A 22,121-nucleotide genomic window follows, 5' to 3' on the forward strand; every position below is an offset into this window, starting at 1 on the left:
CTCCTCTGTAGTCGTAACCGACGACTCGAACCGTAGACCGCACCAGGGACGTCGTGACCCTGACAGCTATCAGGGTGGGGGCGCTACGGGTGCGTCCGAGGCAGGGGCTGCGGAGCCCCCTTTTCGAGCCCCGGCGGCATGCTGGTGGGGGCGTACGACAGTGGAGTCGACCGACACCAGCCAGTCGATGTCGCCGGCCGCATCCGCCTGGGACTGGGCTGCCTGGCGCATCTGCTCGAACGTGCCGTCCAGGGCCCAACGGCGAAAGCGGACGACCTCGGACCAAGATCGGACAACTCGTAATGCGTAGGTCTCGGGTTCGAATCCCGAAGGCGGCTCCATGGTGAACCCCAGGTCGGGCCTCTGACCTGGGGTTCTTTGTTTCGGGTGACCTTGGAATATCGGTAAATCGGGCACTGCCGTCTGTGCAGGGAAGGGCCCCCGGTGGACAACCGGTGGACAGCCGTGCGTGACCCTCCATCAGGGGACCGTTGCTGGCCCCTGGGGCATGGGTGAAATCCACCGGTCTCCGATGGGACGACAGGCGTCGTCGGGACTGTCCGGTCCGGACAGATCCCACGTCGGCTCGGTTGGCAGTGATTGGCCGTGAGTGCACGCAGTGACCGATCGAGGCAAGGGCCAGGTCGTCGTCCGACCACAACCAATGGGGTGGCGGGCAGCGGAGTGCCGTCGCCTGGACGCTCAGGTCTTCAGAAGTAGGTGCACGTGCGCGTACCCTCACCGGATCCGGACGGCGCCGTGTCGCCTGCCGTCCGCCATGGGCGGGGCAGTCCGGTGCTTCACGGGTTCTGCCCGGTCGGCCGGTCAGCGTAGTCCTCGACCAGGTTGTTGATGAGCGCCAAGAGGGCGTTGGCTCGGTGGCGATCCTGGTGTTGGGTGCGGAGGGACTGGTGGGCCTCGCGGAGCCGGGTCAGGGCGGTCGGCTCGCGGTTCTGTACCGCTTCGAGCAGCGGGTCGGAGACCAGGTCCAGGCAGGCGCTGAGCAGTCGGCGGGTGGCCGGGGCCGGTGGGGCGGGGTCGGGGGCGGTGTAGGCGGTGGTCAGGTACCGCGCGGGATCGGTGAGGCTCCAGCCGACGACGGCGCCGTGCTGGACCAGGAGCGCCACGTCCGGGGCGATGCCGATGGCGGCCTCCAGCGGTTCGTCGAGGACGTCGACGTCGCGCAGACAGGTCAGTACGGCGTCCTCGGGAGCGCGGCACAGCACCGTGCACATGTCCAGCCGGTAGTCCCGGACGTCATCCGCCATGAGCCCGCCCGGGCGTACCGCGGGCAGGACGGGGACGCGGGCGGAGATTTCGGCGTACGTGGACACGTATGGCATCTGGAATTCGGCCCCCACCAGTTTCCGGCTGTCCTGGTCGAAGCGGAGGATGTCAGGGGTGTCCCACAGCCAGTCCTGGCTGCCGAACGTGGCCGAGAGGAACCGCTCACGTTCCTCCGCGTTCGCGTAGTGCGCGACGTTCACGGAGTTGCCCGTGAAGCGGGGGGTGAGGGGCAGCTGATCGGCCGTCACCATTGCGTGCCAGTCGTCGCCCAAGGTCAGATTCATGGTCGATGCCGCCTCATTTGATCTGCACTGCCGGAGCCATGTAGCCGTTCTTGGCTGGAATCCTGCCGTCCACCACGTCGGCGTGGGTGATCGGTCCGCCGGGGTCGGTGGGCAGGCCGCCCAGCGCCTCGGCCCCGGACTCGCCCTTGATGCCCGACGGACCGTATGCCGTGACATTGCCTCCTCCGGCGCCGCCACCCCTGGCCACGACGACGTCCTCGCCCTGTCGGAAGATCAGGTTTCCGCTGCCCGCCGTTGAGTGGTACACCGCGTCCGGCTTCTTGAGGATCTCCAGGACCCGTTCGTCGCTGAAGCCGTGCCTGGTGTCCGCGTGATAGCCGCCGTCCTTCCTCATCCGGTCCCCCTGCGCTCTCTCGACGACCTCGTCCGCGGTCTTGATGGCCTTTTCCCGGGCCTGCTGGGCCTTCTCCTCCTTGGTGTACTTGGGCATGAGACCCAGCGGGTCGCACCCGCTGTACGGGTTGTCCACGTAGGCGACCGGGTTCGGCGCGGGAGCCAGGCCGAGAGGGTCCGGGGAGGTGTAGCGGCCGCTCTCTGGGTCGTAGTGCCGGAAGTAGTTGTAGTGGAGGCCGGTTTCGGGGTCGTAGTACTGGCCGGGGAAGCGGAAAGGGGTGTAGGTGCTGCTGTCACGGGCCCAGGCGGTGGTGCCCCACAGGGTGGCCCGGGTGCGCCAGGCGATGTCGCCCGTCTCGTCGATGAGCTCGGTCGGCGTGCCGATGAGGTCGGTGGCGATGGCGAAGAACCGGCGGTCGATCTCCTCCTGGCGGTCGTCGGCCTTGAGGATGCACTCGGTCTGGGCCAGGGGGACGTCGGCACGGTGGTCCCAGGTGAGGGCGACCGTGTTCGAAACGTCCGGCTGGTGGCTGGTCTGTTCGCACAGGGTGAGGCCGTCCCAGGTGAACCGGATCTCCTCGACCACGCTCTCGCCGTCGGCCGCCAGGCGCTGCTTCGTGGTGCGGCGGCCGAGCGGGTCGTAGCGGTACCTCCACCGGGTCCCGTCGGGGGTGGTCACGAGGTGAGGCGGTTCTCCGTGTCCCAGGTGTAGCGCCAGGTGTCGGGCTTGCGGGAGAGGCGGGTCTTCTGCCGCAGGGTGACCCGGCCGAGGGCGTCGTACTCGAAGCGGACGTCTCCGGCGCGGGTGAGGGTGGTGCCGGTGTAGGCGCGCGGTCCGGTGGCCTCGTTGCCGGGGTGGCGGGACGGCCAGGATGCCGCGATCTGGTTGCCGAGGTCGTCGCAGGCGTACCGCTCCGTCCATCCCTGGGCGTGGACGGCGGTGACGCGGCCTGCCTGGTCGAGGTCGAAGGTGCGGGTGCCCGACAGCCGGTCCGCGACGGAGGTCAGGTGACCGTCGGCGCGGTATGAGTAGGCGCGGTGGTTGACGGCGCGTGCTCCGGCGGTGATGTGCTGCGCGGAGAGCCGTCCGGCCTCGTCCCAGGCGGAGGACACGGTGACCGTGTCGCCGAAGACGCGGGCCAGCTCGCGGCCGGCGGCGTCGTGTGTGAAGTCGATTCGGTGACCGCCGGTGGTCAGGCGGTGGGGTTGTCCGTCGGCGCCGTAGGCGTAGGAGGTGACGTGACCGGTGGGTGTGGTGCGGCGCGTACGGCGGCCCAGGACGTCATAGGCGTAGACGATGGGGCGACCGTCCACCAGTTCCGCCTTGGTCAGTCCGCGACGGTCGTACTGGTATCGCAGCTCGCCGTCCAGCCCGGCTGCCTCCAGCAGGCGTCCGGCCCCGTCGTGACTCGACATCGGCGGCCTGGGCTGGATCAACCAGCACCCGACGGCAACCCCGGCGGAACACATCCGCGCCAGGGCCGGGCAGGTAGCGGCTTAGGTTGAGGTGCCACCAGGCAGGCATCCGTGGAGGAACCCCCTGGCGGATGGCTTGTAGAGGTCCGACAGTGGCGTAGGTCTCGGGTTCGAATCCCGAAGGCGGCTCCCCTGAAACCCTCAGGTCGGATAGATCCGACCTGAGGGTTTCGTCGTTCAGTGCGCGTGGTGACGACGCGCACAAGCGCCGCACGGCGTCCTCCGACAGGAGGGGCCGATGGGCCCTCGTGAGCTGCCCCGACGGCCGATTGGACGCACCGACATATCGGGTGTGGACTGGAATCGCGGGCATCGGAGGTGGCAGAAATGGAAAGTCTGCCGTTTCGGATCAAAATTATTGAAACCGGCACCGACTGGTTTGTTGAATGCTCATCGGAATACGGTGAAGCGAGTATGAGGGTCCCGCCGCCGTACTCCGAGGACAAACTGCAGTTGGCCCTGCAGCGCGTGCAGACATCCTTGATCAAGTCGTACAGCTTGAGCATCGTTCGCGGCGCTTCCGGCGCTTCCGCACCGGAGAAATCCGTGCGCGAATTCGGCAAGCTGTTGACCGGCACCATCTTGCAGAACCAGATATTCGCCCAGTTCGACCGGTGCCGGAGCCGCGCCAAAGAGCAGGGCAAGTCGCTGCGCGTACTGCTGCGGCCGGACGGTCCGCAGGTCTCGCGCATTCCATGGGAGTACATGGTCGATCCGGCCGATCCGGCTCGCGCCGACTATCTCGCTCTTCGCGTACCCGTCGTGCGGGACTTGCGGCTCATGGACCCGATTTCCCCGATGCCCCTGGCCCTGCCGCTTCGGGTGCTGGGAATATCGGCACTCCCGGATGACCTCCCCCCGCTGGAAGCGCAGCAGGAAAGGGAGCGGATCGCCGAGGTCCTGCAACAGGACAGTTCCGAGAAAGTGGACGTGCACTGGCTGCCCGGAGACCGTTGGAAGGATCTCGCGAGGGCACTGGGCGGTGGCACGTGGCACGTGCTCCATTGCGTCTGTCACGGCGGTTTCGACGAGGAGGGCGACGAGGGATACATTCAGCTTTCCGGCGACGACGGTTCGGCGATGCGCTTTCACGCGCGTGATTTCCGACGGCTGATCGAGCGGAGCCCCCAGCTGCGGCTCGTCGTACTGAACGCCTGCGAGTCCGCGGTGAGCGGCTCCCAGAACGTCTTCACGAGCACCGCCGCCTCCCTGGTCGAAGCGGGGGTACCGGCCGTGGTGGCCATGCAGTACGAGATCACCGACCGGGCCGCCTTCACCTTCGCCTCCGCCTTCTACGAGTGGCTCGCCGAAGGAGTCCCGGTGGACCGCGCGGTGACCCTCGCCCGCGACGAGGTGAAGGTGCGTCTGGGCAGCCTGGAGTGGGCCACGCCCGTGCTGTTCCTCGCGTCCGAGACGGCACAGATATTCGCCTCGCAGTCGGCGCCTCCGCAGCCGTCGGACGAGTCACGGACCAAGCCGCCGCCGACGCCGCCGACGCCGCCCGGCGAGCCTCCCGAGCCACCGGCGACGTCCCGGCTGATCGCCCGGACCAGCCCGTGCGGGCACATGGCACTCGGGCCCGCGAACCTGCTGGCCGTCGCCGGTGAGGACGGCGTGGTCCGGGTCTTCGACGCGGCGCGCGCAGAACTGGTCGCCCAGTGCATGCCCGTGCAGCGCGAGGAGCCGGTGCGACTCGCCTGGAGTCCGTGGCGACGGCACGTGGCGAGCCGGCACAAGGACGGCACCGTCGTCATCTGGGACCTGCAGACCGAGTTGCCCGCACGGGTCATCTCCGTCGGGGACCACGGTGCCGCCCTCGCCTTCAGCTCGGACGGCCACTGGCTCGCGCTGACCGTGGAGAACCGCGTCCAGGTCTACGACCCCCGGGGCGCCCGGGTGCGGGACCTGGCCGTCGTTCCACTGCGGGAGGCCCAAGCCTGGTCATCGGGTGAGGAGGCCCCGCTCGGGCCCCTGAGTTTCGCTCCCGGAGACCGATGCGTGGTCGTGGCCTGCGGAGACGGCGTGGTGCGGCAGTTGAACGTACACGGACTGGCCGTCATGACCTGGCGCCACCCCCAGCCCGTCCGCTCCTTCGCTGTCACCGCAGAACTTCTCGCCACCGGCTGCATGGACGGCCGGGTGCGCGTGTGGTCCTGGCAGGGGCGACTCCTGTGGCGCACACATCCCGGTGTCGCCGCGCACCACCTGGCGTTCGCAGACGAGTACTCGGCGATGGCGGTCGCCCATCAAGGCGGCGAGGTGGCCGTTCGCGACGTGCACACCGGAGCCCCCTCGCTCGTGACACGGCTGGCGAGCCGGCCCGTTGGGCTCGCGTTCCTCGAGGGCGACGAGGGACTCCTGACCGCATCCCACGAGGGTTCCATCGAATGCTGGGAGTTGCCCGACTGGCTGGCCGAGGAGGAAGTCTGACCATGACAGTCCCCGCCGTAGAGATCCTCTGGCCTTCGTCCCTGCCCTCCGATCCCGCGGAAGGGGGACAGGATCTGCTGCGCGAGGCCGGAGTCGACACCAAGTGCATGCTGATACCGACCCGCAGGGGAGCGGCCGAAGTGGTGCTGGTGCTGGTGATGACAGCGGTTCTCGACCCGTTCCTGCGCACCCTGTTCCAGAAGGTCGCCGAAGACGCCCACAAGGGACTCAAGGCCTTCACGGACCGGTTGTTCGCACCGGCCGGACAAGGGACACCGGCACCGGCGGGTGTGGTCTTCGAGGCACCGGCGGGTGGCCGGGTCACCTTCACCCCGGGGCTTCCGGCAGGGGCGTACGAACAGGCCGTCGGGCTGGACGTCCGCGATCAGCGCTGGACCTGGGACTCACGGGCCGCCATGTGGGTCCCCGGCTGAGACGGCACATCCGGAAGGAGGGCAGTCAGCCATGGCAGACAAACACCGAGTACCGCCACCCGACCACGACGACTGGGGTGAGCGCACGAGTTGGCAGGATCCCTCCGTGCCGCCGCACTCGGAACCGCCCACACAGCCACCGCACTCGGAACAGCAGCAGTGGGGCTTCGCGCCGCAGAGGCCGGTCCCCGAGTCCTACATGACGCCCGCCATCCTCGTCACGCTCCTGTGCTTCCTGCCCACAGGGATCGCCGCCATCGTCTTCGCCTCACAGGTCTCTGCGAAGTTGACGACGGGCGACTACCAAGGAGCCGCACAGGCGTCCCGCAAAGCCCGGATCCTCATCCTCGTGAGCGTCGGCCTCGGCGTCCTGTTCTGGCTGATCTTCATCATCCTCATCAGCACCTCGGGCACGTCCACCGAGTACATGCCCGCGCCATGACCGTGGGGCGCGACGCGCCGCGTGGACGGGCCGCCCTCGAAGCGTGGCTGGGCGCCCTCGTCCTGGCAGCCGTCGTCGTCGCCACGGCATGTGCGGACCCCGCGCAACCGGGTCCGTTCCCGGCCTGCCCCTTCCGGGCCGTCACAGGACTGGACTGCCCTGGCTGCGGGAGCCTGCGCGCGCTGCACGAGCTCACCCACGGTCATGTGGCGGCGGCAGCGGACTACAACGCCCTGCTGCTCGTCTTTCTGCCGGTCGGTGCGGGGGTGTGGCTGCGCGTCGTCACCGGCAGGTCCCGGCCGCGGGCTCGCCCGGGGTGGTGGGGGTGGGCCGTGCTCGGCGTGCTGCTGCTGTGGACGGTGATCCGCAACCTTCCCGTGTTCGGTGGCGTACTCGCGTCCTGACCGACCCACCGCACGAACCTCCGTTTCGGTGGATGTGGTGTCGGGCGAACACGTCGAAGCCGCCCCACCGAAGCCCGGGCCGGACGGGACCCGGCCCGGGCTCCCGGCGTGTCAGCGGGGGGTTTCCCGCTCCACCGGCAGCCACAGCTCGGCGTCCGCCTCCGTGCCGTCGGGGGACAGGCGGGTGCGGAGGATCTCCGGGCCGGGGCGGGTGCGGTAGGGGTTGGACGGGAACCACTCGGTGTACACGTCGTGCCAGAGTTGCTGGATGGCCTGCGGGGCGGGCCCCGAGGTGGTGAAGACCGCCCAGGTGCCCGGCGCCACCGGGAGGGCGGTGGTGCCCTCGGGAGCCGGAGCCGGGTTCGAGGTGATCACGGCGTGGTAGTAGTCGAGTTCCGTGCCCTGCGCGCGGCTCGGATCCAGGTCGTCGCAGACGGCGACGAGGCCCTGCGGCTCCTGGTCGGACAGTTTCCCCAAGTACTCCACCGCGGGCTTGTCGAGGCCCCGGACGAAGTCGATGATCGCCTGGTTCGGGCCGGAGTGGATCAGGGGGATCCGGGTCTTGAAGCCCGTGACGGTGAAGGCCGGGCGGTCCGTGACGCGGTAGTGCATGCTGCTGCTCCCTTCGACGGTGAGGCGGAAGGTCAACCGGGGCTGGGAGACGAGCGCGGCGCCGGTGCGACGGGCCTCGCCCGGGCCCACACCGTGCATCGCGCGGAACGCCCGTGCGAACGCCTCGCCGGAGCCGTAGCCGTAGCGGACCGCGATCTCCAGGAGCGTCACGTCCCCCGCCAGCACCTCCGCGCCCGCGACCGTCAGCCGACGGCGGCGGATGTACTCCGACAGCGGCATGCCGGCCAGGGCCGAGAACATGCGGCGCAGGTGGTACTCCGAGGTGCACGCCGTACGCGCCAGTTCCGCCGCGTCGACGGTGTGGCCGAGGTCGCGTTCGATACGGTCCATCGCCTGGTTGAGCCGGTCCAGCACGTCCGGTCTCCTTCCTTTCGTGCCTCACGCTAGGCAGCGCGTTCCCTGCCGCACCCGACATCCTGTGCCCGCTCCGGTCGGGTGCCGCCCTGCGCTGAACGGCGTAGGCGCACCGCTGTCCGGCAGGCGTCCTCAAGACGTCCCTACCGTGAACGGCTAGCATCGCCCGTCGATCAGTCAGCTGCCGACCGGTACGAGGTGAGGACATGAGGGCGCCCAGGATCGCCGTCGCCGTGGTGACGATGGGCAACCGGCCCGACGAGGTCGACGCCCTGCTGGAGTCCGTGGCCAAGCAGGACGTGCCGCCCGAGCGGATCGTCGTCGTCGGCAACGGCTGCCCGCTGCCCGACTTCGCCCGCCGGCTGTCGCTGCCCGGCGAGGTCACCACCGTCGAGCTCGACGAGAACCTCGGCTGCCCCGGCGGGCGCAACGCCGCCCTGGCGCGGCTGCGGGAGTTCGGCGACATCGACGTCGTGGTGGATCTGGACGACGACGGACTGCTCGTCGACCCCGACGTGCTGCGCCGCGTGCGGGACCTGTACGCCGCCGACGAGCGACTCGGCATCGTAGGCTTCCGCATCGCCGACGAGCTCGGTGAGACGCAGCAGCGGCACGTGCCCCGCCTTGGCAACTCGGACCCCCACCGGGGCGGTTACGTCACCGGCTTCCTCGGTGGCGGGCACGGGCTGCGGATGGCGATGCTCGACGAGGTCGGCGACTGGCCCGCCGAGTTCTTCTTCGCGCACGAGGAGACCGACCTCGCGTGGCGGGCGGTGGATGCCGGGTGGCGGATCCTGTACGCGCCTGAGCTGCTGCTCCGGCACCCCAAGACCTCGCCCGCCCGGCACGCCATCTACTACCGGGTGAACGCCCGCAACCGGGTCTGGCTGGCCCGGCGCCGGCTGCCGCTCCCGCTCGTCCCCGTCCATCTGGGCGTGTGGGTGCTGCTCACCCTCGCCCGCAACCGGTCGGGCGCCGGGCTGCGCGCGTGGTTCGGCGGATTCCTGGAGGGCGTACGGGAGCCGGCGGGGGAGCGGCGGCCCATGCGGTGGCGGACGGTGTGGCGGCTCACCCGGCTGGGACGGCCACCGGTCATCTGACGTGCCGTCCGTCATCACGTCCGTCATCTGACGCCGTCCGCCATCTCACGTGCCGCCCGTCATCTGACGCGTCGACGGGGGCCGATCTTCCGGAGAGCGCGACCCGCCCAAGGGCCTGCCACGCCGGAAAGGCTGACGTGTCGAAGAACCCGCCGCGCCGGAGAGATGGCCCGCCGCGCAGGAGAGATGGAAAGGGCCCCGGCCGTTCACCTCGCCGACCGGGACCCGGACCCGGCCGCGGCGGCGACACTCCCCCGAGTTGCGCGTCCAGACGCGCGCACCGCCGGGCCAGATCCGATGTAGTGATCACATCAGGCTTTGCCAACGGATCGCTAACATATGGCCAACGCTTCGCCGTTGCGTCATCCGCCGATCGGCCGGAAGTCGCCGAACCGAGGTCGAGGACGGCCAGGGTGTCGGCTGATCCCGACGCAGCTGGTGAAGGCCGGGTGGCGGAAATCCGTCGCCCAGGGGTGGAAACCCGCCACGGCGGGGTGCACGGGGGGTAGTGGCGCGATGATGCGGTTCGGGCTGTTGGGCCCACCGGTGCTGTTCCGCGACGATCAAGGCGGGCGCCGGAGTGAGGCCACACCCGTCGCAAGCGCCAAGTCCCGTGCACTGCTGGCCGCGTTGCTCCTCGACGCCGGACGGGTCGTCTCCGTCGAAGCGCTCGAGGACGCGCTGTGGAGCGGGGCGCCGCCCGTATCCGCCCGGGCCTCGCTGCACAATCACATCGCCCGGCTGCGGCGGCTGCTCGACGATCCCGGACGGCTGCGCACCGTGCCGTCCGGGTACGTGCTGCGGCTCGACGAGGGCGAGCTGGACGTCCACGTCTTCGACGGACACGTCACCGCCGCGCGTGCCGCGCACACCGGCCGGGCCTGGGAGCGGGTCGTGCGCGAGTGCGCGGCCGCGCTCGGGCTGTGGCGGGGCGCGCCGCTCGCCGGGCTGCCGCCCGAGGTCGGCGGGTACGCCTTCGCGCAGCGGCTGTGCGAGGCCCGGCTGTTGCTGCTGGAGTGGCGCTACGACGCCGAGCTGGCGCTGGGCGGACCGCGGCTTCACGAGCTGGTACCGGAGCTTGTGGCGCTGACCGGCGAGTATCCGCTGCGGGAGGTCTACCACCGGCAGCTGATGCTCGCCCTGCACCGCACCGGCCGTCAGGCCGAGGCCCTGGCCGTCCACCGGGACCTGCGTACCCGCCTCGTCGGCCGGCTCGGCATCGAACCGGGGGCGGGGGTGCGGGAAGCGCACGTGGAGGTGCTGCGGGGGGCCGTGGGCGACGGTGGTGCGGGGGAGCCGGGCGACAGCGGCAGGGTGCCGATGTGTCCGGCCGCCGGGGCGTCACCCGGTGAACGGGGCGGCCCGGTGCCTGCGCCCGCCCAACTGCCCCCGGCTCCGGCCCACTTCGTCGGCCGCAGGGCCGTACGCGACTCCCTGCACCGCGCGCTCACGGCAGCCGGCCCCCACCCCGTCGCCGTCATCAGCGGCATGGCGGGCGTCGGCAAGAGCGCGCTCGCCCTGCGGGTCGCCCACCAGGTGGCGGAACGTTTCCCCGATGGGCAGTTGCATCTCGACCTGCACGGCGCCACCCCGGGCAGGACGCCTCTCACCCCTGCTCAGGCGCTCACCGCGCTGCTGCGTGACCTCGGCACCGAGCCCTGCCGCATCCCCGAGCAGCCGGACGCCGCGGCCGCGTTGCTCCGGACACTGCTCGCACCGGTCCGCACGCTCCTGGTACTGGACGGCGCCGCGAGCGCCGCGCAGGTACGGCCGCTGCTGCCGGGCGGTGCCGGGTGCGCGGTGATCGTCACCAGCCGTTCGCCGCTGACCGCCCTCGACGGCGCGGCCCGGTTCCCGCTGGCCCCACTGTCGGACGAGGAGGGCGCCGAACTCCTGCGCAGAGCCTCGGGCCGCGACGGCATGGACGGCACGGACGCCGCCCGGCTCCTCGTCGAGCTCACCGGCCGGCTCCCGCTGGCCCTGCGGGTCCTCGCCGCGCGGCTCGCCGCCCGCCGGGCCCTGACGCCCGAGACGCTCGCCGCGCAACTCACCACCGCCGAGGGGCGCTTGCGCCACCTGGAATACGACGACCTGAGCGTCCGCCGCTCCCTGGCCGTGGCGTACGACGCGCTCGCCGCCTCCGAGCGCGAGGCCGACCGGGACGCGGCCCGCACCCTGCGCGGTATCGGCACGCTCGACCTGCCCGCCTACGGCGTCCCCCTTCTCGCCCGTCTCACCGGCATCGGCAAACCCCGCACCGAGGCGGCCCTGGACCGCCTCCTCGACGGGGCCCTGCTGGAGGAGACGACGTACGGCCGCTACGCGCCGCACGTCCTGGTGCGCGACTTCGCCCGTGAACGGGCCGGAAAGCGGGGCGCCGCCGACACCGCCGGCACGGCGCTGCACTGGTACGCGGCTGTCGCCGAGCAGATCCTCGCCGCGACCGTGGGACCCGGCCTCGGCCAGGACGACATCCCTCCTGGATCCGCCGCTGCCTGAAAGATCCGCCGCCCGCTGCTGAACGGGCCAGGCCGGCGTCCCGGGTGATCACTTGGCGTCCGCGTAGCACTCCACCACGGCCGTCGTGAACGGGAACCGCACCGGTGTCTCCCCGAAGGTCAGCCGCCCGGCCAGGGCCGCCGCCTCGCGGATCGCCGCCACGACCTGCTCGGCCTCCTCCGCGGGACAGTGCACGATCACCTCGTCGTGCTGGAAGAAGACCAGCTCGGCCGCCAGCTCCGCGCAGGTCCTGCGCAGCGCGGCGAGCAGCAGCAGCGCCCAGTCGGCGGCGCTGCCCTGGACGACGAAGTTGCGGGCGAAGCGGCCGCGGGCGCGGGCGTTGGTGGAGGCGTAGCCGGGCACCCACGCGGCGCTGTCGTCGGAGGGGTCCGCCTCGGCGGCCGGGATGCCCGCTTCCTCGGTCGCGTCGTCCGTCCCCCTGGCCGCCGGCGGGCAGGTCCGGCCGAGCCAGGTCCGCACGAGCCGGCCCTCCTCACCGGCCCGGGCCGCGTCGTCGACGTAGGCCACGGCTCGGGGGAACCGGCGTCTGAGTGCCGCGAGGTTCTTCAGGCCGTCGCCGGAGGTCTGGCCGTAGACCGCGCCGAGCACGGCGAGTTTGGCCTGGGAGCGGTCGCCGGAGAAGGCCCGGTCGGAGACCGACTGGTACAGGTCGCTCTCCCGTCCGGCCACCTCCATCAGGCCCGGGTCGCGGGAGATCGCGGCGAGGACGCGCGGTTCCATCTGGTCGGCGTCGGCGACGACGAGCCGCCAGCCGGGGTCGGCGACCACGGCCCGCCGGATCACCTTCGGGATCTGCAGCCCGCCCCCGCCGTTGGTGACCCAGCGGCCGGTCACCGTCCCGCCCGCGAGGAACTCGGGCCGGAAGCGGCCGTCGCGGACCCAGTCCTGCAGCCAGGACCAGCCGTGGGCGACCCAGATGCGGTACAGCTTCTTGTACTCCAGCAGTGGTTTCACGGCCGGATGGTCGACCGTCTCGATCTCCCACCTACGGGTCGAGGAGATCTTGATGCCGGCCTGCGCGAAGGCCTTGACCACGTCGGCGGGCAGGTCGGGGCGGACCCGGCGGCCGAACGCGGTGGACACCTCCTCGGCCAGCTCTGCCAGCCGGCGTGGCTCGCCGCCGCCCGCGTACCGCTCGCCCAGGAGGTCGTGCAGCAGCGTGCGGTGCATCTCGGCGCTCCAGGGCAGCCCGGCGCGGTTCATCTCGGCCGCCACCAGCATGCCCGCCGACTCGGCGGCCGTGAGCAGCCGCATGCGGTCGGGGTGCTCGGCGCTGTCGTGCCGCCGCAGCTGCTCGGCGTACACCGCGAGCAGGTCCGCCAGGGGGAGGTGGACGCCCTGAGGTTCGAACAGGGACGACTGGGAGCCCGGTTCCGCGGACCGCTGCGGCGGATCGGGCGGTACGGGGCCGCCGCGCAGCCGGGCCAGGGCGGCCGCGGCCGAGCGTGGTTCCCCGTACCGCCCCTCGTGGCCGAGGAGGAGCGTCTCGGCGGTCTCGATGTCGTAGCACCGCTCGACTCGCACCCCCGTGGCGAGCAGGCGCGGGTAGACCTCGGCGGTGGACCGCCACACCCACCGCGTGACGCCGGGACGGCTCCGCACGGCCTCGGCGGGATCCGCCTCCCGCCGCACCGGCCCGGTGGGCAGCCCGTCCCGGCCGAGGGGGGCGACGTCCACGCCACCGTCCTCGGCCGGGGCGAGCGCCCATCTGTCGGCCATGCAGCGAGTGTGGCAGGGGGGTCTGACAACGCCCCCTGCCGCCGCCGACGAGGGTTGTGAACTGCTGGCGGCTGACTGTGCATAGGCGTGTTCAGGTGCGCATGAGTGAGTGTCCGTGCTGCGGGAGGTGCGGCCTCATGCGCGTGAACGAAAGTTCTGCTGTCGAATGTGTGACCTTTGCGCGTGGGGGTCGTTGAACGCGCTGAGGGATTGGTCAACCGGCGCGGGACGGGGGTGGGGGGATTGAGCGGCCTGCGGAAGCTCGGAGCGCCGTTCGTGGTGTCCGGCCCTTCCGGGATCGCGGTTCGTGACCGGCTCACGTACCTGACCGCCGAGGACGAACGCGTGCTGCGCCTGGTGGGTGACCATCTGGGCACGCTGGCCTCGCGGGACCTGAAGGCGCGTTGTGTGGCCGGCTTGGAGCACGACGCCGAGCTGTGGGCCGAGCGCAAGCGGGCCCTGACGCCGGGGTCGTCCTCCCGTTGGGCGGGCAGCATCACGAAGGCCTCCCATGATCAGTGGGCGCTGGCCCGGCGCGGTCAGCTCGCGCACATCCAGACTCTTCAGGCGGGGGTGCGCACGATCACGCACCGGTTGTCCCTGCCGGTCGGCGAGGCAGGCAGCAAACGGGCTCCGGGCGGATACCGCAGCAAGCGGGAGTGGTTCGCCAAGACGCGTCGGCTGCACGTGCTGACCGAGCGGCTCGATGCGGCGCGGGCGGACTGGGAAGCCGGACGCGTGGGCGTGGTGCGCGGCCAGAAGTGGCTGTTGAACACCCGCCACCATCTGCGGGCCGCCGGGCTCACGCAGGAGCAGTGGCGCGCGCGGTGGCAGGCCGGGCGCCGGTTCCTTGCAGCCGACGGCGAGTCGGGCAAGCGGTTCGGCAACGAGACGATCCGCGTCACGCCCGACGGCGAGGTCTCGATCAAGCTCCCCGCTCGCCTCGACGGTGGCATTCGCGCACCGGCGTGAGCAGTGGGCCGACCGCATCCAGACCAACCGGGCCGTCGCCTACCGCATCCACGAAGACACCATCCGGGGCCGCTGGTACCTGACCGCGTCCTGGACGATCCCCCCGGTCAAGACCGTGCCCGTGGCCACGGCCCGCACGGACGGGCTGGTCGGTGTCGACACCAACGCCGACCACCTGGCCGCCTGGCGCCTGGACACCCACGGCAACCCCGTCGGCGAACCCCTCCGCTTCGACTACGACCTGTCCGGCACCGCACAGCACCGCGACGCCCAGATCCGCCACGCCCTGGTCCGCCTGCTGCACTTCGCCAAACGCCACCACCTCGCGATCGCGGTCGAGGATCTCGACTTCACCGCGGACAAGACACGCGAGAAGCACGGCCGCCGCAAGACGTTCCGCCACGACGCGGCAGCCGTGGCGATCGGCAGGCGCGCCCTGGGGCACCCGATCCGGCGACGGACGGCACCGCCCCCTGCTCACCGGCGTGATGAGCAGGGCATCGGACCGTCCAGGCCAGGTCTGGGATCCCGGGGCGTGAGGAACCCCGCCCCCGCATTCCCGGACCACGGACACGATCCGTGCGCGCCGAATACGGAGCGAAAGCGGGCAACCAGGACACCCAACACCGTTCGGGATGTCCGGCTGAGCATGAGCCCTGGCACCAGGACTCACTCCCGCTCAGTCTTTAGGAACGGTCAGGACTCGTCCAGCACAGGTGCCTGCGCGATCTTCTCCAGCACCCTGGCGACGTACTGCTCGGTCCGCTCCTTGCCGATGCCGAGGCGGCTGAGGACTCCCTGGCCGTTCTCGTGCTCCAGCAGGGCGAGCAGGATGTGCTCGGTGCCGATGTAGTTGTGGCCGAGGCGCAGCGCCTCGCGGAAGGTGAGTTCCAGGACCTTCTTGGCGGCCGGGCCGTACGGCACGAGCTCCGGGGCGTCCTCTACGGCCGGCGGGAGCGCCGCCGTGGCCGCCGCGCGGACCGCGTCGAGGGAGACCCCCTGCTCGACGATCGCCTTCGCGGCGAGTCCCTCCGGTTCGGCCAGCAGGCCGAGGACGAGGTGTTCGGGCAGACCCTCGGCGTTGTGGGCCGCCTTGGACGCGTTGTGCGCCGCCATCACCACGCTGCGGGCGCGCGGCGTGTACCGGTTGAAGCCCTGGCTCGGGTCGAGATCGGCCGATTCCTTGGGCACGAACCGCTTCTGCGCGGCCTGCCGGGTGACGCCCATGCTCTTGCCGATGTCGGTCCAGGACGCGCCGGAGCGCCGGGCCTGGTCGACGAAGTGGCCGATCAGGTGGTCGGCCACGTCGCCCAGGTGGTCCGCGGCGATCACCGCGTCCTGGAGCTGGTCGAGCGGCTCCTCGTGGACCTTCTTGATGGCCGCGATGAGGTCGTCGAGACGGATGGATGACGTCGTGTCAGGGTTCGTCATGTGTCAACCGTAGGTTGCGCTCCCGTGAGTGTCAACCGAGAGTTGACACTCCGCCGTGGGTTCCATGCCGGCCGTGACCGCGTGGCACCATCGGCCCGTGAGTACGTCCAGCACCGTCGACCGCGCGTTCGCAGCCGCCCTCTACGAGACCGGCGAGACGGCCCTCGACACCGGCGCCTCCCTGCTCGCCTCCGACCCGGCGGCGGACCCCGAACTCGACAGGCGAGGGCGGGAGTTTGTTGCGGCGGCCTGGCGGCGCGGCTGGCAGCCGGCCGACGTCGTACGGATCGTCCGGCGCGAGCTGGACGACGTCCACGTGCTCCTCGTGGCCGCGCTGATCCGCGCACAGGCGCCCGGCGACGGCCCCCGGGGCCGCCGCTGGAACGGGCAGCTCGCGGACCTCCCCGCCGACGCCCCGCCCCGCACCGACCGCTTCTCGTACGCCACGGCCGTGCTGGAGCTGTACCGGCTGCTGCTGCGGCTGCCCGCCCTGGAGCCCCTCGACGAGACGCCGGGAGCGGCGCCCGGGGAGGCGAGGGCCGAGTCGCGCATGCTCACCCGCATCCGCGCCCTGCTGGCCAAGGCCGAGGCCACCGGGTTCCCGGAGGAGGCGGAGGCGCTCAGTGCCAAGGCGCAGGAGCTGATGGCCCGGCACAGTGTCGACGAGGCGCTGCTCGCGGCGCGGGCGCCCTCGCCGGACACGCCGGGGGCCTGCCGGATCGGGGTCGAGCCGCCGTACGAGCAGGCCAAGGCGGTGCTGCTGGACGCCGTCGCCGGTGCCAACCACTGCCGGGCGGTGTGGAACGAACCCTTCGGCTTCTCCACCGTCGTCGGTTTCGAGACCGACCTGGAGGCGGTGGAACTCCTCCACACCTCGCTCCTCGTGCAGGCCATGACCGCGATGACCAAGGCGGAGGCCACGCAGAGGGCCGCTGGCCGGGGGCGCACCAAGACGTTCCGGCAGTCGTTCCTCGCGGCCTACGCCCACCGCATCGGCACCCGGCTGGCGGCGGCCGCCGAGACCCAGGTGACCGACGATCTGCTCCCGGTCCTCGCCTCCCGCGAGGTCGCCGTCACCGGGCGGCTGGAGCGGATGTTCCCGGAGACGACCACGACCCGGCTGCGCGGGGTGCGCGACGCGGAGGGCTGGACGCAGGGAGCGCAGGCGGCGGACCGGGCCCAGGTCCGGCACCGGCCGCCGCTGCGCTGACCCGCCGTCAGCGCCGTCAGCGCCTTCAGTCGCCCGACGTCTCGAAGCCGCTCACCGAGGGCTTCTTGTCCGCCGCCCAGGCGACCTCGCCGTACGACCACGCCAGTTCGTGCGCGGTCCCGGTGTCGCCGGGCAGGGTGAAGGACGCCTTGCGCACGGCGAGGCTCTCCGCGGAGCCCGCCTCGCCCCGGACGTAGGTGATGGTGAAGGACGTGGTGCCGCCCTTCCCGAGGGTCAGCGACTGGGCCTTCGCGCCTTCGTCCGGGGAGACGGACGTCGTCTTGTCGTCGGCCATCAGGTCCACGCCCGGGAAGCCCTTCAGCGTGCACTGCTTGCCCTTGTTGGTGAGCGTGACGGTGACGGTGCCGGTGTCCCCGGCGGCCGGGGCGGCACCGGCGCCGACCTTGACGCCCATGTCGCCGAGCGCACAGGCCGCGTCGCTCGGCCGGTCCGCGTTCTTGACGTCGTCACCCCCGGCCTTGTCGTCGTCGCAGCCGGTCAGCAGGAGCGTCGCGGCGAGGGCGGCGGCCAGGGTGAGGGGGAAGGTGCGCATGGGGTCCTCTGGGCGTGTCGAACGGGAGCGGCATCGGGCCCCTGGATCATCACGCACGCACGCACCGCACGGCCACGCACCCCCTGCGATTCCCCCGAACGCCGGACTCCGGGACGCACGCGTGGTAGTCCCTGGAACCCACCGAGCCCTGGAACCCACCGAGCCCTGGAGCGCACCGGGCCCTGGAGCGCACCGGGCCCTGGACTCCACGGGGCCCTGGAGCCCACGGGGCCCTGGAGCCCACCGGGCCCTGGAGCCCACCGAGCCCCGGAACCCACTGAACCCTGGAACCCACCGAGCCCTGAACTCCACCGAACGGGCGCCCGCGCTGGCCGATCCTCCGGCACGCATGCGTCGCGCTGCCCGACCACGCAGGCCCTCGCCCCGGATCCGCCGGCGCCCACCCGCCCTGGTCCGTCCTCCGGCACGCCCCACCCACGCCATCAACGCCGAACGGGCCGCGGCACCCGTAGGCGCTCCGCGGCCCGTCCGGCCGGAGTCGGTGTGTCAGCCGAGGCTCGCCGTCGGCAGGCCCGTCGGCATCTTGCCGCCCTCGGCCTTCGTGTAGGTCTCCGCGCCGAGGCCGCCCTCCCAGGTGACCTTCAGGCTGCTCCCGTTCACCGAGTCGACCATGCCGGTCGCCCGGTCCTTGGAGCCGTCCGTGCACTTCAGGCGGATCATCTTCATGCCGGACTCCTCGCCGGCGGTGCCGCTGCACACGCTGCCGCCGGTGGCGAACAGCGCCGCCTGCTTGCCGGTGATCACCAGGGCCACGGCCTTGCCGCCGGTCGTCGCGAGCCAGCTGCCCGCCAGCGCACCGCCGGACGACCCGTCGGAGCCGGAGTCGCCGCCCGTCGGAGCGGACGCCGAGGCCGACGGCGACGGGGAGGGGCCGGCGGACGCGTCGTCGCCCGAGTCGCCGCCGCTGCTGCACGCGCTCAGCACGAGCGCACCCGCCAGCCCCGCGGCCGCCGCAGCGACGCGCACGGCGCCGGAGCGGCGCGAGAAGATCACCGAAGTCACTGCAAGCCCCCAAGCTGTAGCCGGCCGACCGGCCCGGACGGCACCCCGACCCCGTGGCCGGAACGACCGCAGCAAGCTACCAGGGCCCGTCAAGAGCCCCCCGGGAACGCCTCTTACCAGGACGACTTGCGCACGCCGGGCAGATACCCCGCGTGCGCCTGCTCCCGCAGACTCACCCGGGACAGCCCGAACGCCCGGAAGTAGCCGCGCGGCCGGCCGTCCACCTGGTCGCGGTTGCGCACGCGCGTGGCGCTCGCGTCGCGGGGCTGCCGGCGCAGCTCCGCCTGCGCGGCGAGCCGTTCGCCCTCCGTCGACGACGGCCGCCGGATGATCTCCTTCAGCTCGGCCCGCCGGGCGGCGTACCGCGCGACGACCTCCTGCCGCCTGCCGTTCTTCGCGATCTTGCTCTTCTTCGCCATCAGATCCTCACTCCCCGGGCGCGGATCCGGGCGACGGCCGCCTCGATCCCGATCGTGTCGACGGTCTTGATCCCCTTGGTGCTGAGCCGGAGCCGGACGTACCGGCCCTCGCTCGGCAGCCAGTAGCGCTTGGACTGGATGTTGGGGTCGAACCGGCGCGGCGTGCGCCGGTGGGAGTGGGAGATGCGGTTGCCGAAGCCCGGCTGTGTGCCGGTCAGCATGCAGTGCGCGGACATGGGTGGTGACGTACCTCTCTGCCTCAAGCTATGGAAATGGATTTCATTTTCAGTATCATAGCGGCATGGCACGCAACGAACTCCGTCCGGTCATCAAGCTCCGGTCCACCGCCGGGACCGGCTTCACCTACGTGACCCGCAAGAACCGCCGCAACGACCCGGACCGCATGACCCTGCGCAAGTTCGATCCGGTCGTCGGCCGCCACGTCGACTTCCGAGAGGAGCGCTGACCATGCGCCAGGGAATCCACCCGGAGTACGGGCCCGTCGTCTTCCGCGACCGTGCCGCGAACTACGCCTTCCTCACCCGCTCGACCCTTTCCGCCACGGCGAGCGAGAAGACGATCGAGTGGGAGGACGGCAACACCTACCCGGTCGTCGACGTCGAGATCTCCGACGTCAGCCACCCCTTCTACACCGGCACGGCCCGCGTCCTGGACACCGCCGGCCGCGTGGAGCGCTTCGAGCGCCGGTACGGAAAGAAGGGCTGACCCCGTGGCTGTCCCCCCTGGGCTCCCCGTCGTGATCGTCGGCGGGCTGCACGCCGACGCCCGCAGGGCGGCCGTCGCGCGGCTGCTCGCCGACGTGCCCGGCAGTGTCGTCCTCCACCACGACCTGGCGACGGCCGCCTCGGGCACGGTCGTACGGACCATCCGGGACGCCTCCGGTGTCCTCGACGCGGGGGAGGCGCCACTCGTCAACGACTGCGCGTGCTGCGCCCTGCGCGAGGACCTGGTGCCGGAGCTGGAGCGGCTGCGGGACGCCGGTTCCACCCGGCTCGCCGTCGTCGAGCTGTGGGACTCCGTCGAGCCCAAGGCCATGGCCGAGGTCGTCACGGCGGGCGGGCTCACCGTCACCGGCGTGATCACCGCCGTCGACCCGGCCCTGGTCCTGCCGTACCTCGGCAACGGCGACGACCTGGCCGACGCCGGTCTCGCCGCCGCCGCGACCGACCAGCGCACGGTCGCCGACACCTTCGCGCGCCAGCTGGAGTACGCCCCCGTCCTCGCCGTCGCCGACTCCCCGGAGGCCGACGACGAGGACCGCGAGCTGCTCGCGCAGCTGCACCCGACGGCCCGCCGGGCCCCGGTCGCAGAGGGAGCCCCCGCGGACCGGGCGGACGACGGCCTGACCGTGCCGACCCCGCGCAGGCGTCCGCTCTCGCCCCTGGCCGAGGCTGCCCTGGCCGGCTTCGACGTCGAGGCGGCCGCCGCCGCCCAGCACCCGGCCTGCGCGCTGCTGCCCGCCGAGGCCGACGCGCACGGCGTCTCCACCCTGGTGTGGCACCGGCGCCGCCCCTTCCACCCGGAGCGGCTGTACGCCGCGCTGGAGGACCTGACCTGCGCGGCCGCCCGCAGCCGGGGCCGGTTCTGGCTCGCCGACAAGCATGACACGCTGTTCCACTGGGACGCGGCGGGCGGGGCCCTGTGCGTGGAGAGCACGGGCCCGTGGCTGGCGTCCCTCCCGGACGCGGCCTGGGAGATGGTCCCGCCGGTACGCCGTGCCGCCGCCGCGCTGGACTGGCACCCCGAGCACGGAGACCGCGGCCAGCACCTGGTCTTCACCTCGCCCGGCCTCGACCGGGACGGCCTGGAGCGGCTGCTGGAGTCCTGCCTGCTGACCGATGCCGAGTACGCCGCCGGCCCCGACGCCTGGCAGCGCCTGCCGCACGCCTTCGACACCCTCCTGGAGGTCTGACCCGCCATGCCCCGCAAGCCCGACCGCAAGCCCGCGAAGGACCGGCCCAACCCCCTGTACCAGGCCGGGATCACGTACATCGACTACAAGGACACCGACCTGCTGCGGAAGTTCATCTCCGACCGCGGCAAGATCCGAAGCCGCCGCGTCACCCGGGTGTCGTCCCAGCAGCAGCGGCAGCTGGCCAAGGCCATCAAGAACGCGCGCGAGATGGCGCTCCTGCCGTACGCCGGCCGCTGAGCCCGTCCGGACCGGGTGAGGTTCCCCACGCTTGACGGGTGGGGGACCTTTTGCCCGTGCCGAGACCGGGCCGGAGTCCGTCGCCGGCCGTCCGGCGTCGTGGCGCGCGGCGGGCCGTCAGGACCGGGCCGGACGCCGGTCGGACCGGCCGCGCGGCGGTGTTCCCGCGAGCCGTGCCGGGCGCTCCGGGACGCGTGCTGCGCGGGTCGGCGGGGGCCGCAAGACGAGCGGGTGTCCGGCAATGGTCCGAGCGGGGCACCGGCCACCCGGACGACCCCGGTCTCCTGCGACCGGCCCATTTCTCCCCGTCCTCGCAGGCCACGGCCACCTTCCGGATGCGGGTCGGCCGGCCGAACGCCCTTCGCACGGCCGTGCGTCTCAGCTCCCGCTTCTCCGGTGCGGCCCCCGCGCCGCCGCCTCGCCCGGCCGCCGAGCGGATGCTCCGCCTCCACCGGACCTCCCCGAACCGGGCCACTTCGGCGCAGGCCGCAGGGAACGAGAGGTCGGGACGAGCCGTCAAACAGTCGAGAGCTTCGGTCAAGCGGTCGTCAAAGCTGTAACCGCGGGACCACCCCGCGTGCACGTGCATCTGCCCATGCATCTGCACATGAACAGGGCTATGATCCGGGTCAGTTGACCACTGCACCAATGGCCACACCAGCCAGTGCACCACCGGGGAGCGACCTGTGGACCACGACGTGTACAACGGTATGGCGGCCGCCGGACTGCGCGGTGTGGCCTGGCAGAAGAGCCGGCACAGCAACTCGCAGGGCTCGTGCGTGGAGTTCGCCCGGCTGCCGGGCGGTGACGTGGCCGTGCGCAACTCGCGCTTCCCCGACGGTCCCGCACTGGTCTACACCCGTGCGGAGATCGAGGCGATGCTGCTGGGTGTGAAGGACGGCG

20 protein-coding genes and 3 pseudogenes are annotated in these 22,121 nt (G+C 71.9%); 13 read left to right on the forward strand and 10 right to left on the reverse strand.

What is annotated here, in order from left to right; all coding sequences use genetic code 11:
• Positions 1–111 precede the first annotated feature (111 nt).
• The 3 genes and pseudogenes from ABT116_RS12080 to ABT116_RS12090 form a co-directional block, all read right to left on the reverse strand.
• Positions 112–270: pseudogene (locus ABT116_RS12080) on the reverse strand (IS5/IS1182 family transposase); the annotation flags it as partial.
• A 530-nt stretch (positions 271–800) separates the two neighbouring features.
• Positions 801–1,571, reverse strand: a complete 771-nt coding sequence (locus ABT116_RS12085) for a hypothetical protein (RefSeq protein WP_351631343.1) — start codon at positions 1,569–1,571, stop codon at positions 801–803.
• Positions 1,572–1,584: 13 nt separating this feature from the next.
• Positions 1,585–3,335: pseudogene (locus ABT116_RS12090) on the reverse strand (RHS repeat domain-containing protein); the annotation flags it as partial.
• A 612-nt stretch (positions 3,336–3,947) separates the two neighbouring features.
• On the opposite strand from ABT116_RS12090, the gene ABT116_RS12095 reads away from it, so the two are divergent.
• Genes ABT116_RS12095 through ABT116_RS12110 form a run of 4 tightly spaced genes read left to right on the forward strand, consistent with a single transcriptional unit; the run spans position 3,948 to position 7,111 of the window.
• On the forward strand, positions 3,948–5,831 hold the full coding sequence (locus tag ABT116_RS12095) for a CHAT domain-containing WD40 repeat protein (protein WP_351631345.1): 1,884 nt from the start codon (positions 3,948–3,950) through the stop codon (positions 5,829–5,831).
• 2 nt (positions 5,832–5,833) lie between these two features.
• Positions 5,834–6,265 carry a hypothetical protein gene (locus tag ABT116_RS12100; RefSeq protein WP_351631347.1) on the forward strand — a complete coding sequence of 144 codons (432 nt, stop codon included), beginning with the start codon at positions 5,834–5,836 and terminating at the stop codon, positions 6,263–6,265.
• A gap of 31 nt (positions 6,266–6,296) precedes the next feature.
• Entirely contained in the window at positions 6,297–6,707 is a 411-nt protein-coding gene (locus ABT116_RS12105) for a CD225/dispanin family protein (protein WP_351631350.1), read from the forward strand.
• Entirely contained in the window at positions 6,704–7,111 is a 408-nt protein-coding gene (locus ABT116_RS12110) for a DUF2752 domain-containing protein (RefSeq protein ID WP_351631353.1), read from the forward strand. Before ABT116_RS12105 ends, ABT116_RS12110 begins: the two co-directional genes overlap by 4 nt.
• Positions 7,112–7,222: 111 nt before the next feature.
• On the opposite strand, the gene ABT116_RS12115 is transcribed toward ABT116_RS12110, so the two are convergent.
• The gene (locus tag ABT116_RS12115) at positions 7,223–8,098 is read right to left on the reverse strand and encodes an AraC family transcriptional regulator (RefSeq protein WP_351631355.1); all 876 of its coding nucleotides are present in this window, start codon (positions 8,096–8,098) and stop codon (positions 7,223–7,225) included.
• Between the two features lie 206 nt (positions 8,099–8,304).
• Here ABT116_RS12115 and ABT116_RS12120 point away from each other — a divergent pair, with 206 nt between their 5' ends.
• Together ABT116_RS12120 and ABT116_RS12125 are read left to right on the forward strand one after the other, a co-directional pair.
• Positions 8,305–9,198: a glycosyltransferase family 2 protein gene (locus ABT116_RS12120; RefSeq protein WP_351631358.1), complete on the forward strand. Its 894-nt coding sequence runs from the start codon at positions 8,305–8,307 to the stop codon at positions 9,196–9,198.
• A 516-nt stretch (positions 9,199–9,714) separates the two neighbouring features.
• On the forward strand, positions 9,715–11,697 hold the full coding sequence (locus tag ABT116_RS12125; protein ID WP_351631360.1) for an AfsR/SARP family transcriptional regulator: 1,983 nt from the start codon (positions 9,715–9,717) through the stop codon (positions 11,695–11,697).
• 48 nt (positions 11,698–11,745) lie between these two features.
• Here the strand turns inward: ABT116_RS12125 and ABT116_RS12130 are convergent, their stop codons facing one another.
• The gene (locus tag ABT116_RS12130; RefSeq protein ID WP_351631363.1) at positions 11,746–13,437 is read right to left on the reverse strand and encodes a bifunctional 3'-5' exonuclease/DNA polymerase; all 1,692 of its coding nucleotides are present in this window, start codon (positions 13,435–13,437) and stop codon (positions 11,746–11,748) included.
• A gap of 243 nt (positions 13,438–13,680) precedes the next feature.
• Between ABT116_RS12130 and ABT116_RS12135 the strand changes: the two are divergent.
• Positions 13,681–15,099, forward strand: a pseudogene (locus tag ABT116_RS12135) (IS200/IS605 family accessory protein TnpB-related protein).
• Between the two features lie 6 nt (positions 15,100–15,105).
• On the opposite strand, the gene ABT116_RS12140 reads toward ABT116_RS12135, so the two are convergent.
• On the reverse strand, positions 15,106–15,840 hold the full coding sequence (locus ABT116_RS12140) for a Clp protease N-terminal domain-containing protein (RefSeq protein ID WP_351631366.1): 735 nt from the start codon (positions 15,838–15,840) through the stop codon (positions 15,106–15,108).
• Between the two features lie 97 nt (positions 15,841–15,937).
• On the opposite strand from ABT116_RS12140, the gene ABT116_RS12145 reads away from it, so the two are divergent.
• Entirely contained in the window at positions 15,938–17,050 is a 1,113-nt protein-coding gene (locus tag ABT116_RS12145; protein ID WP_351631368.1) for a DUF2786 domain-containing protein, read from the forward strand.
• Positions 17,051–17,075: 25 nt separating this feature from the next.
• Here the strand turns inward: ABT116_RS12145 and ABT116_RS12150 are convergent, their stop codons facing one another.
• From ABT116_RS12150 to rpmB, 4 genes are all read right to left on the reverse strand, one after another.
• Positions 17,076–17,603, reverse strand: coding sequence for a DUF4232 domain-containing protein (locus ABT116_RS12150; protein WP_351631371.1), 528 nt, complete (start codon positions 17,601–17,603; stop codon positions 17,076–17,078).
• A 507-nt stretch (positions 17,604–18,110) separates the two neighbouring features.
• Entirely contained in the window at positions 18,111–18,617 is a 507-nt protein-coding gene (locus ABT116_RS12155; RefSeq protein ID WP_351631373.1) for a hypothetical protein, read from the reverse strand.
• Positions 18,618–18,739: 122 nt separating this feature from the next.
• Complete coding sequence (gene rpsN, locus ABT116_RS12160; RefSeq protein WP_351631376.1) at positions 18,740–19,045, reverse strand: 30S ribosomal protein S14; 306 nt, start codon at positions 19,043–19,045, stop codon at positions 18,740–18,742.
• Entirely contained in the window at positions 19,045–19,281 is a 237-nt protein-coding gene (rpmB, locus tag ABT116_RS12165) for a 50S ribosomal protein L28 (protein WP_344461052.1), read from the reverse strand. Before rpmB ends, rpsN begins: the two co-directional genes overlap by 1 nt.
• Positions 19,282–19,346: 65 nt before the next feature.
• Here rpmB and rpmG point away from each other — a divergent pair, with 65 nt between their 5' ends.
• The 5 genes from rpmG to ABT116_RS12190 all read left to right on the forward strand — a co-directional run.
• On the forward strand, positions 19,347–19,511 hold the full coding sequence (gene rpmG / locus ABT116_RS12170; protein ID WP_053669727.1) for a 50S ribosomal protein L33: 165 nt from the start codon (positions 19,347–19,349) through the stop codon (positions 19,509–19,511).
• Positions 19,512–19,513: 2 nt separating this feature from the next.
• A complete protein-coding gene (locus ABT116_RS12175) occupies positions 19,514–19,771 on the forward strand; it encodes a type B 50S ribosomal protein L31 (protein WP_351631381.1) in 258 nt (85 codons plus the stop codon).
• Positions 19,772–19,775: 4 nt separating this feature from the next.
• Positions 19,776–20,978 (forward strand): CobW family GTP-binding protein, encoded by a 1,203-nt coding sequence (locus tag ABT116_RS12180; RefSeq protein WP_351631384.1) that lies wholly within the window; start codon positions 19,776–19,778, stop codon positions 20,976–20,978.
• A gap of 6 nt (positions 20,979–20,984) precedes the next feature.
• Complete coding sequence (gene rpsR / locus ABT116_RS12185) at positions 20,985–21,218, forward strand: 30S ribosomal protein S18 (protein WP_351631386.1); 234 nt, start codon at positions 20,985–20,987, stop codon at positions 21,216–21,218.
• A 710-nt stretch (positions 21,219–21,928) separates the two neighbouring features.
• A partial coding sequence (locus ABT116_RS12190; RefSeq protein ID WP_351631392.1) for a DUF397 domain-containing protein occupies positions 21,929–22,121 on the forward strand: 193 nt, incomplete at its 3' end.

It is taken from the genome of Streptomyces sp. NPDC002130 (genome assembly GCF_040296465.1).
Taxonomy (GTDB): Bacteria; Actinomycetota; Actinomycetes; order Streptomycetales; family Streptomycetaceae; genus Streptomyces.

Bases quoted from the DNA above. Each gene is read 5' to 3' on its own strand.
- ABT116_RS12085 (WP_351631343.1), bottom strand. From the start codon at position 1,571: ATGAATCTGACCTTGGGCGACGACTGGCACGCAATGGTGACGGCCGAT.
- ABT116_RS12100 (WP_351631347.1), top strand. From the start codon at position 5,834: ATGACAGTCCCCGCCGTAGAGATCCTCTGGCCTTCGTCCCTGCCCTCC.
- ABT116_RS12105 (WP_351631350.1), top strand. From the start codon at position 6,297: ATGGCAGACAAACACCGAGTACCGCCACCCGACCACGACGACTGGGGT.
- ABT116_RS12110 (WP_351631353.1), top strand. From the start codon at position 6,704: ATGACCGTGGGGCGCGACGCGCCGCGTGGACGGGCCGCCCTCGAAGCG.
- ABT116_RS12120 (WP_351631358.1), top strand. From the start codon at position 8,305: ATGAGGGCGCCCAGGATCGCCGTCGCCGTGGTGACGATGGGCAACCGG.
- ABT116_RS12125 (WP_351631360.1), top strand. From the start codon at position 9,715: ATGATGCGGTTCGGGCTGTTGGGCCCACCGGTGCTGTTCCGCGACGAT.
- ABT116_RS12130 (WP_351631363.1), bottom strand. From the start codon at position 13,437: ATGGCCGACAGATGGGCGCTCGCCCCGGCCGAGGACGGTGGCGTGGAC.
- ABT116_RS12140 (WP_351631366.1), bottom strand. From the start codon at position 15,840: ATGACGAACCCTGACACGACGTCATCCATCCGTCTCGACGACCTCATC.
- ABT116_RS12150 (WP_351631371.1), bottom strand. From the start codon at position 17,603: ATGCGCACCTTCCCCCTCACCCTGGCCGCCGCCCTCGCCGCGACGCTC.
- rpsN (WP_351631376.1), bottom strand. From the start codon at position 19,045: ATGGCGAAGAAGAGCAAGATCGCGAAGAACGGCAGGCGGCAGGAGGTC.
- rpmB (WP_344461052.1), bottom strand. From the start codon at position 19,281: ATGTCCGCGCACTGCATGCTGACCGGCACACAGCCGGGCTTCGGCAAC.
- rpmG (WP_053669727.1), top strand. From the start codon at position 19,347: ATGGCACGCAACGAACTCCGTCCGGTCATCAAGCTCCGGTCCACCGCC.
- ABT116_RS12175 (WP_351631381.1), top strand. From the start codon at position 19,514: ATGCGCCAGGGAATCCACCCGGAGTACGGGCCCGTCGTCTTCCGCGAC.
- rpsR (WP_351631386.1), top strand. From the start codon at position 20,985: ATGCCCCGCAAGCCCGACCGCAAGCCCGCGAAGGACCGGCCCAACCCC.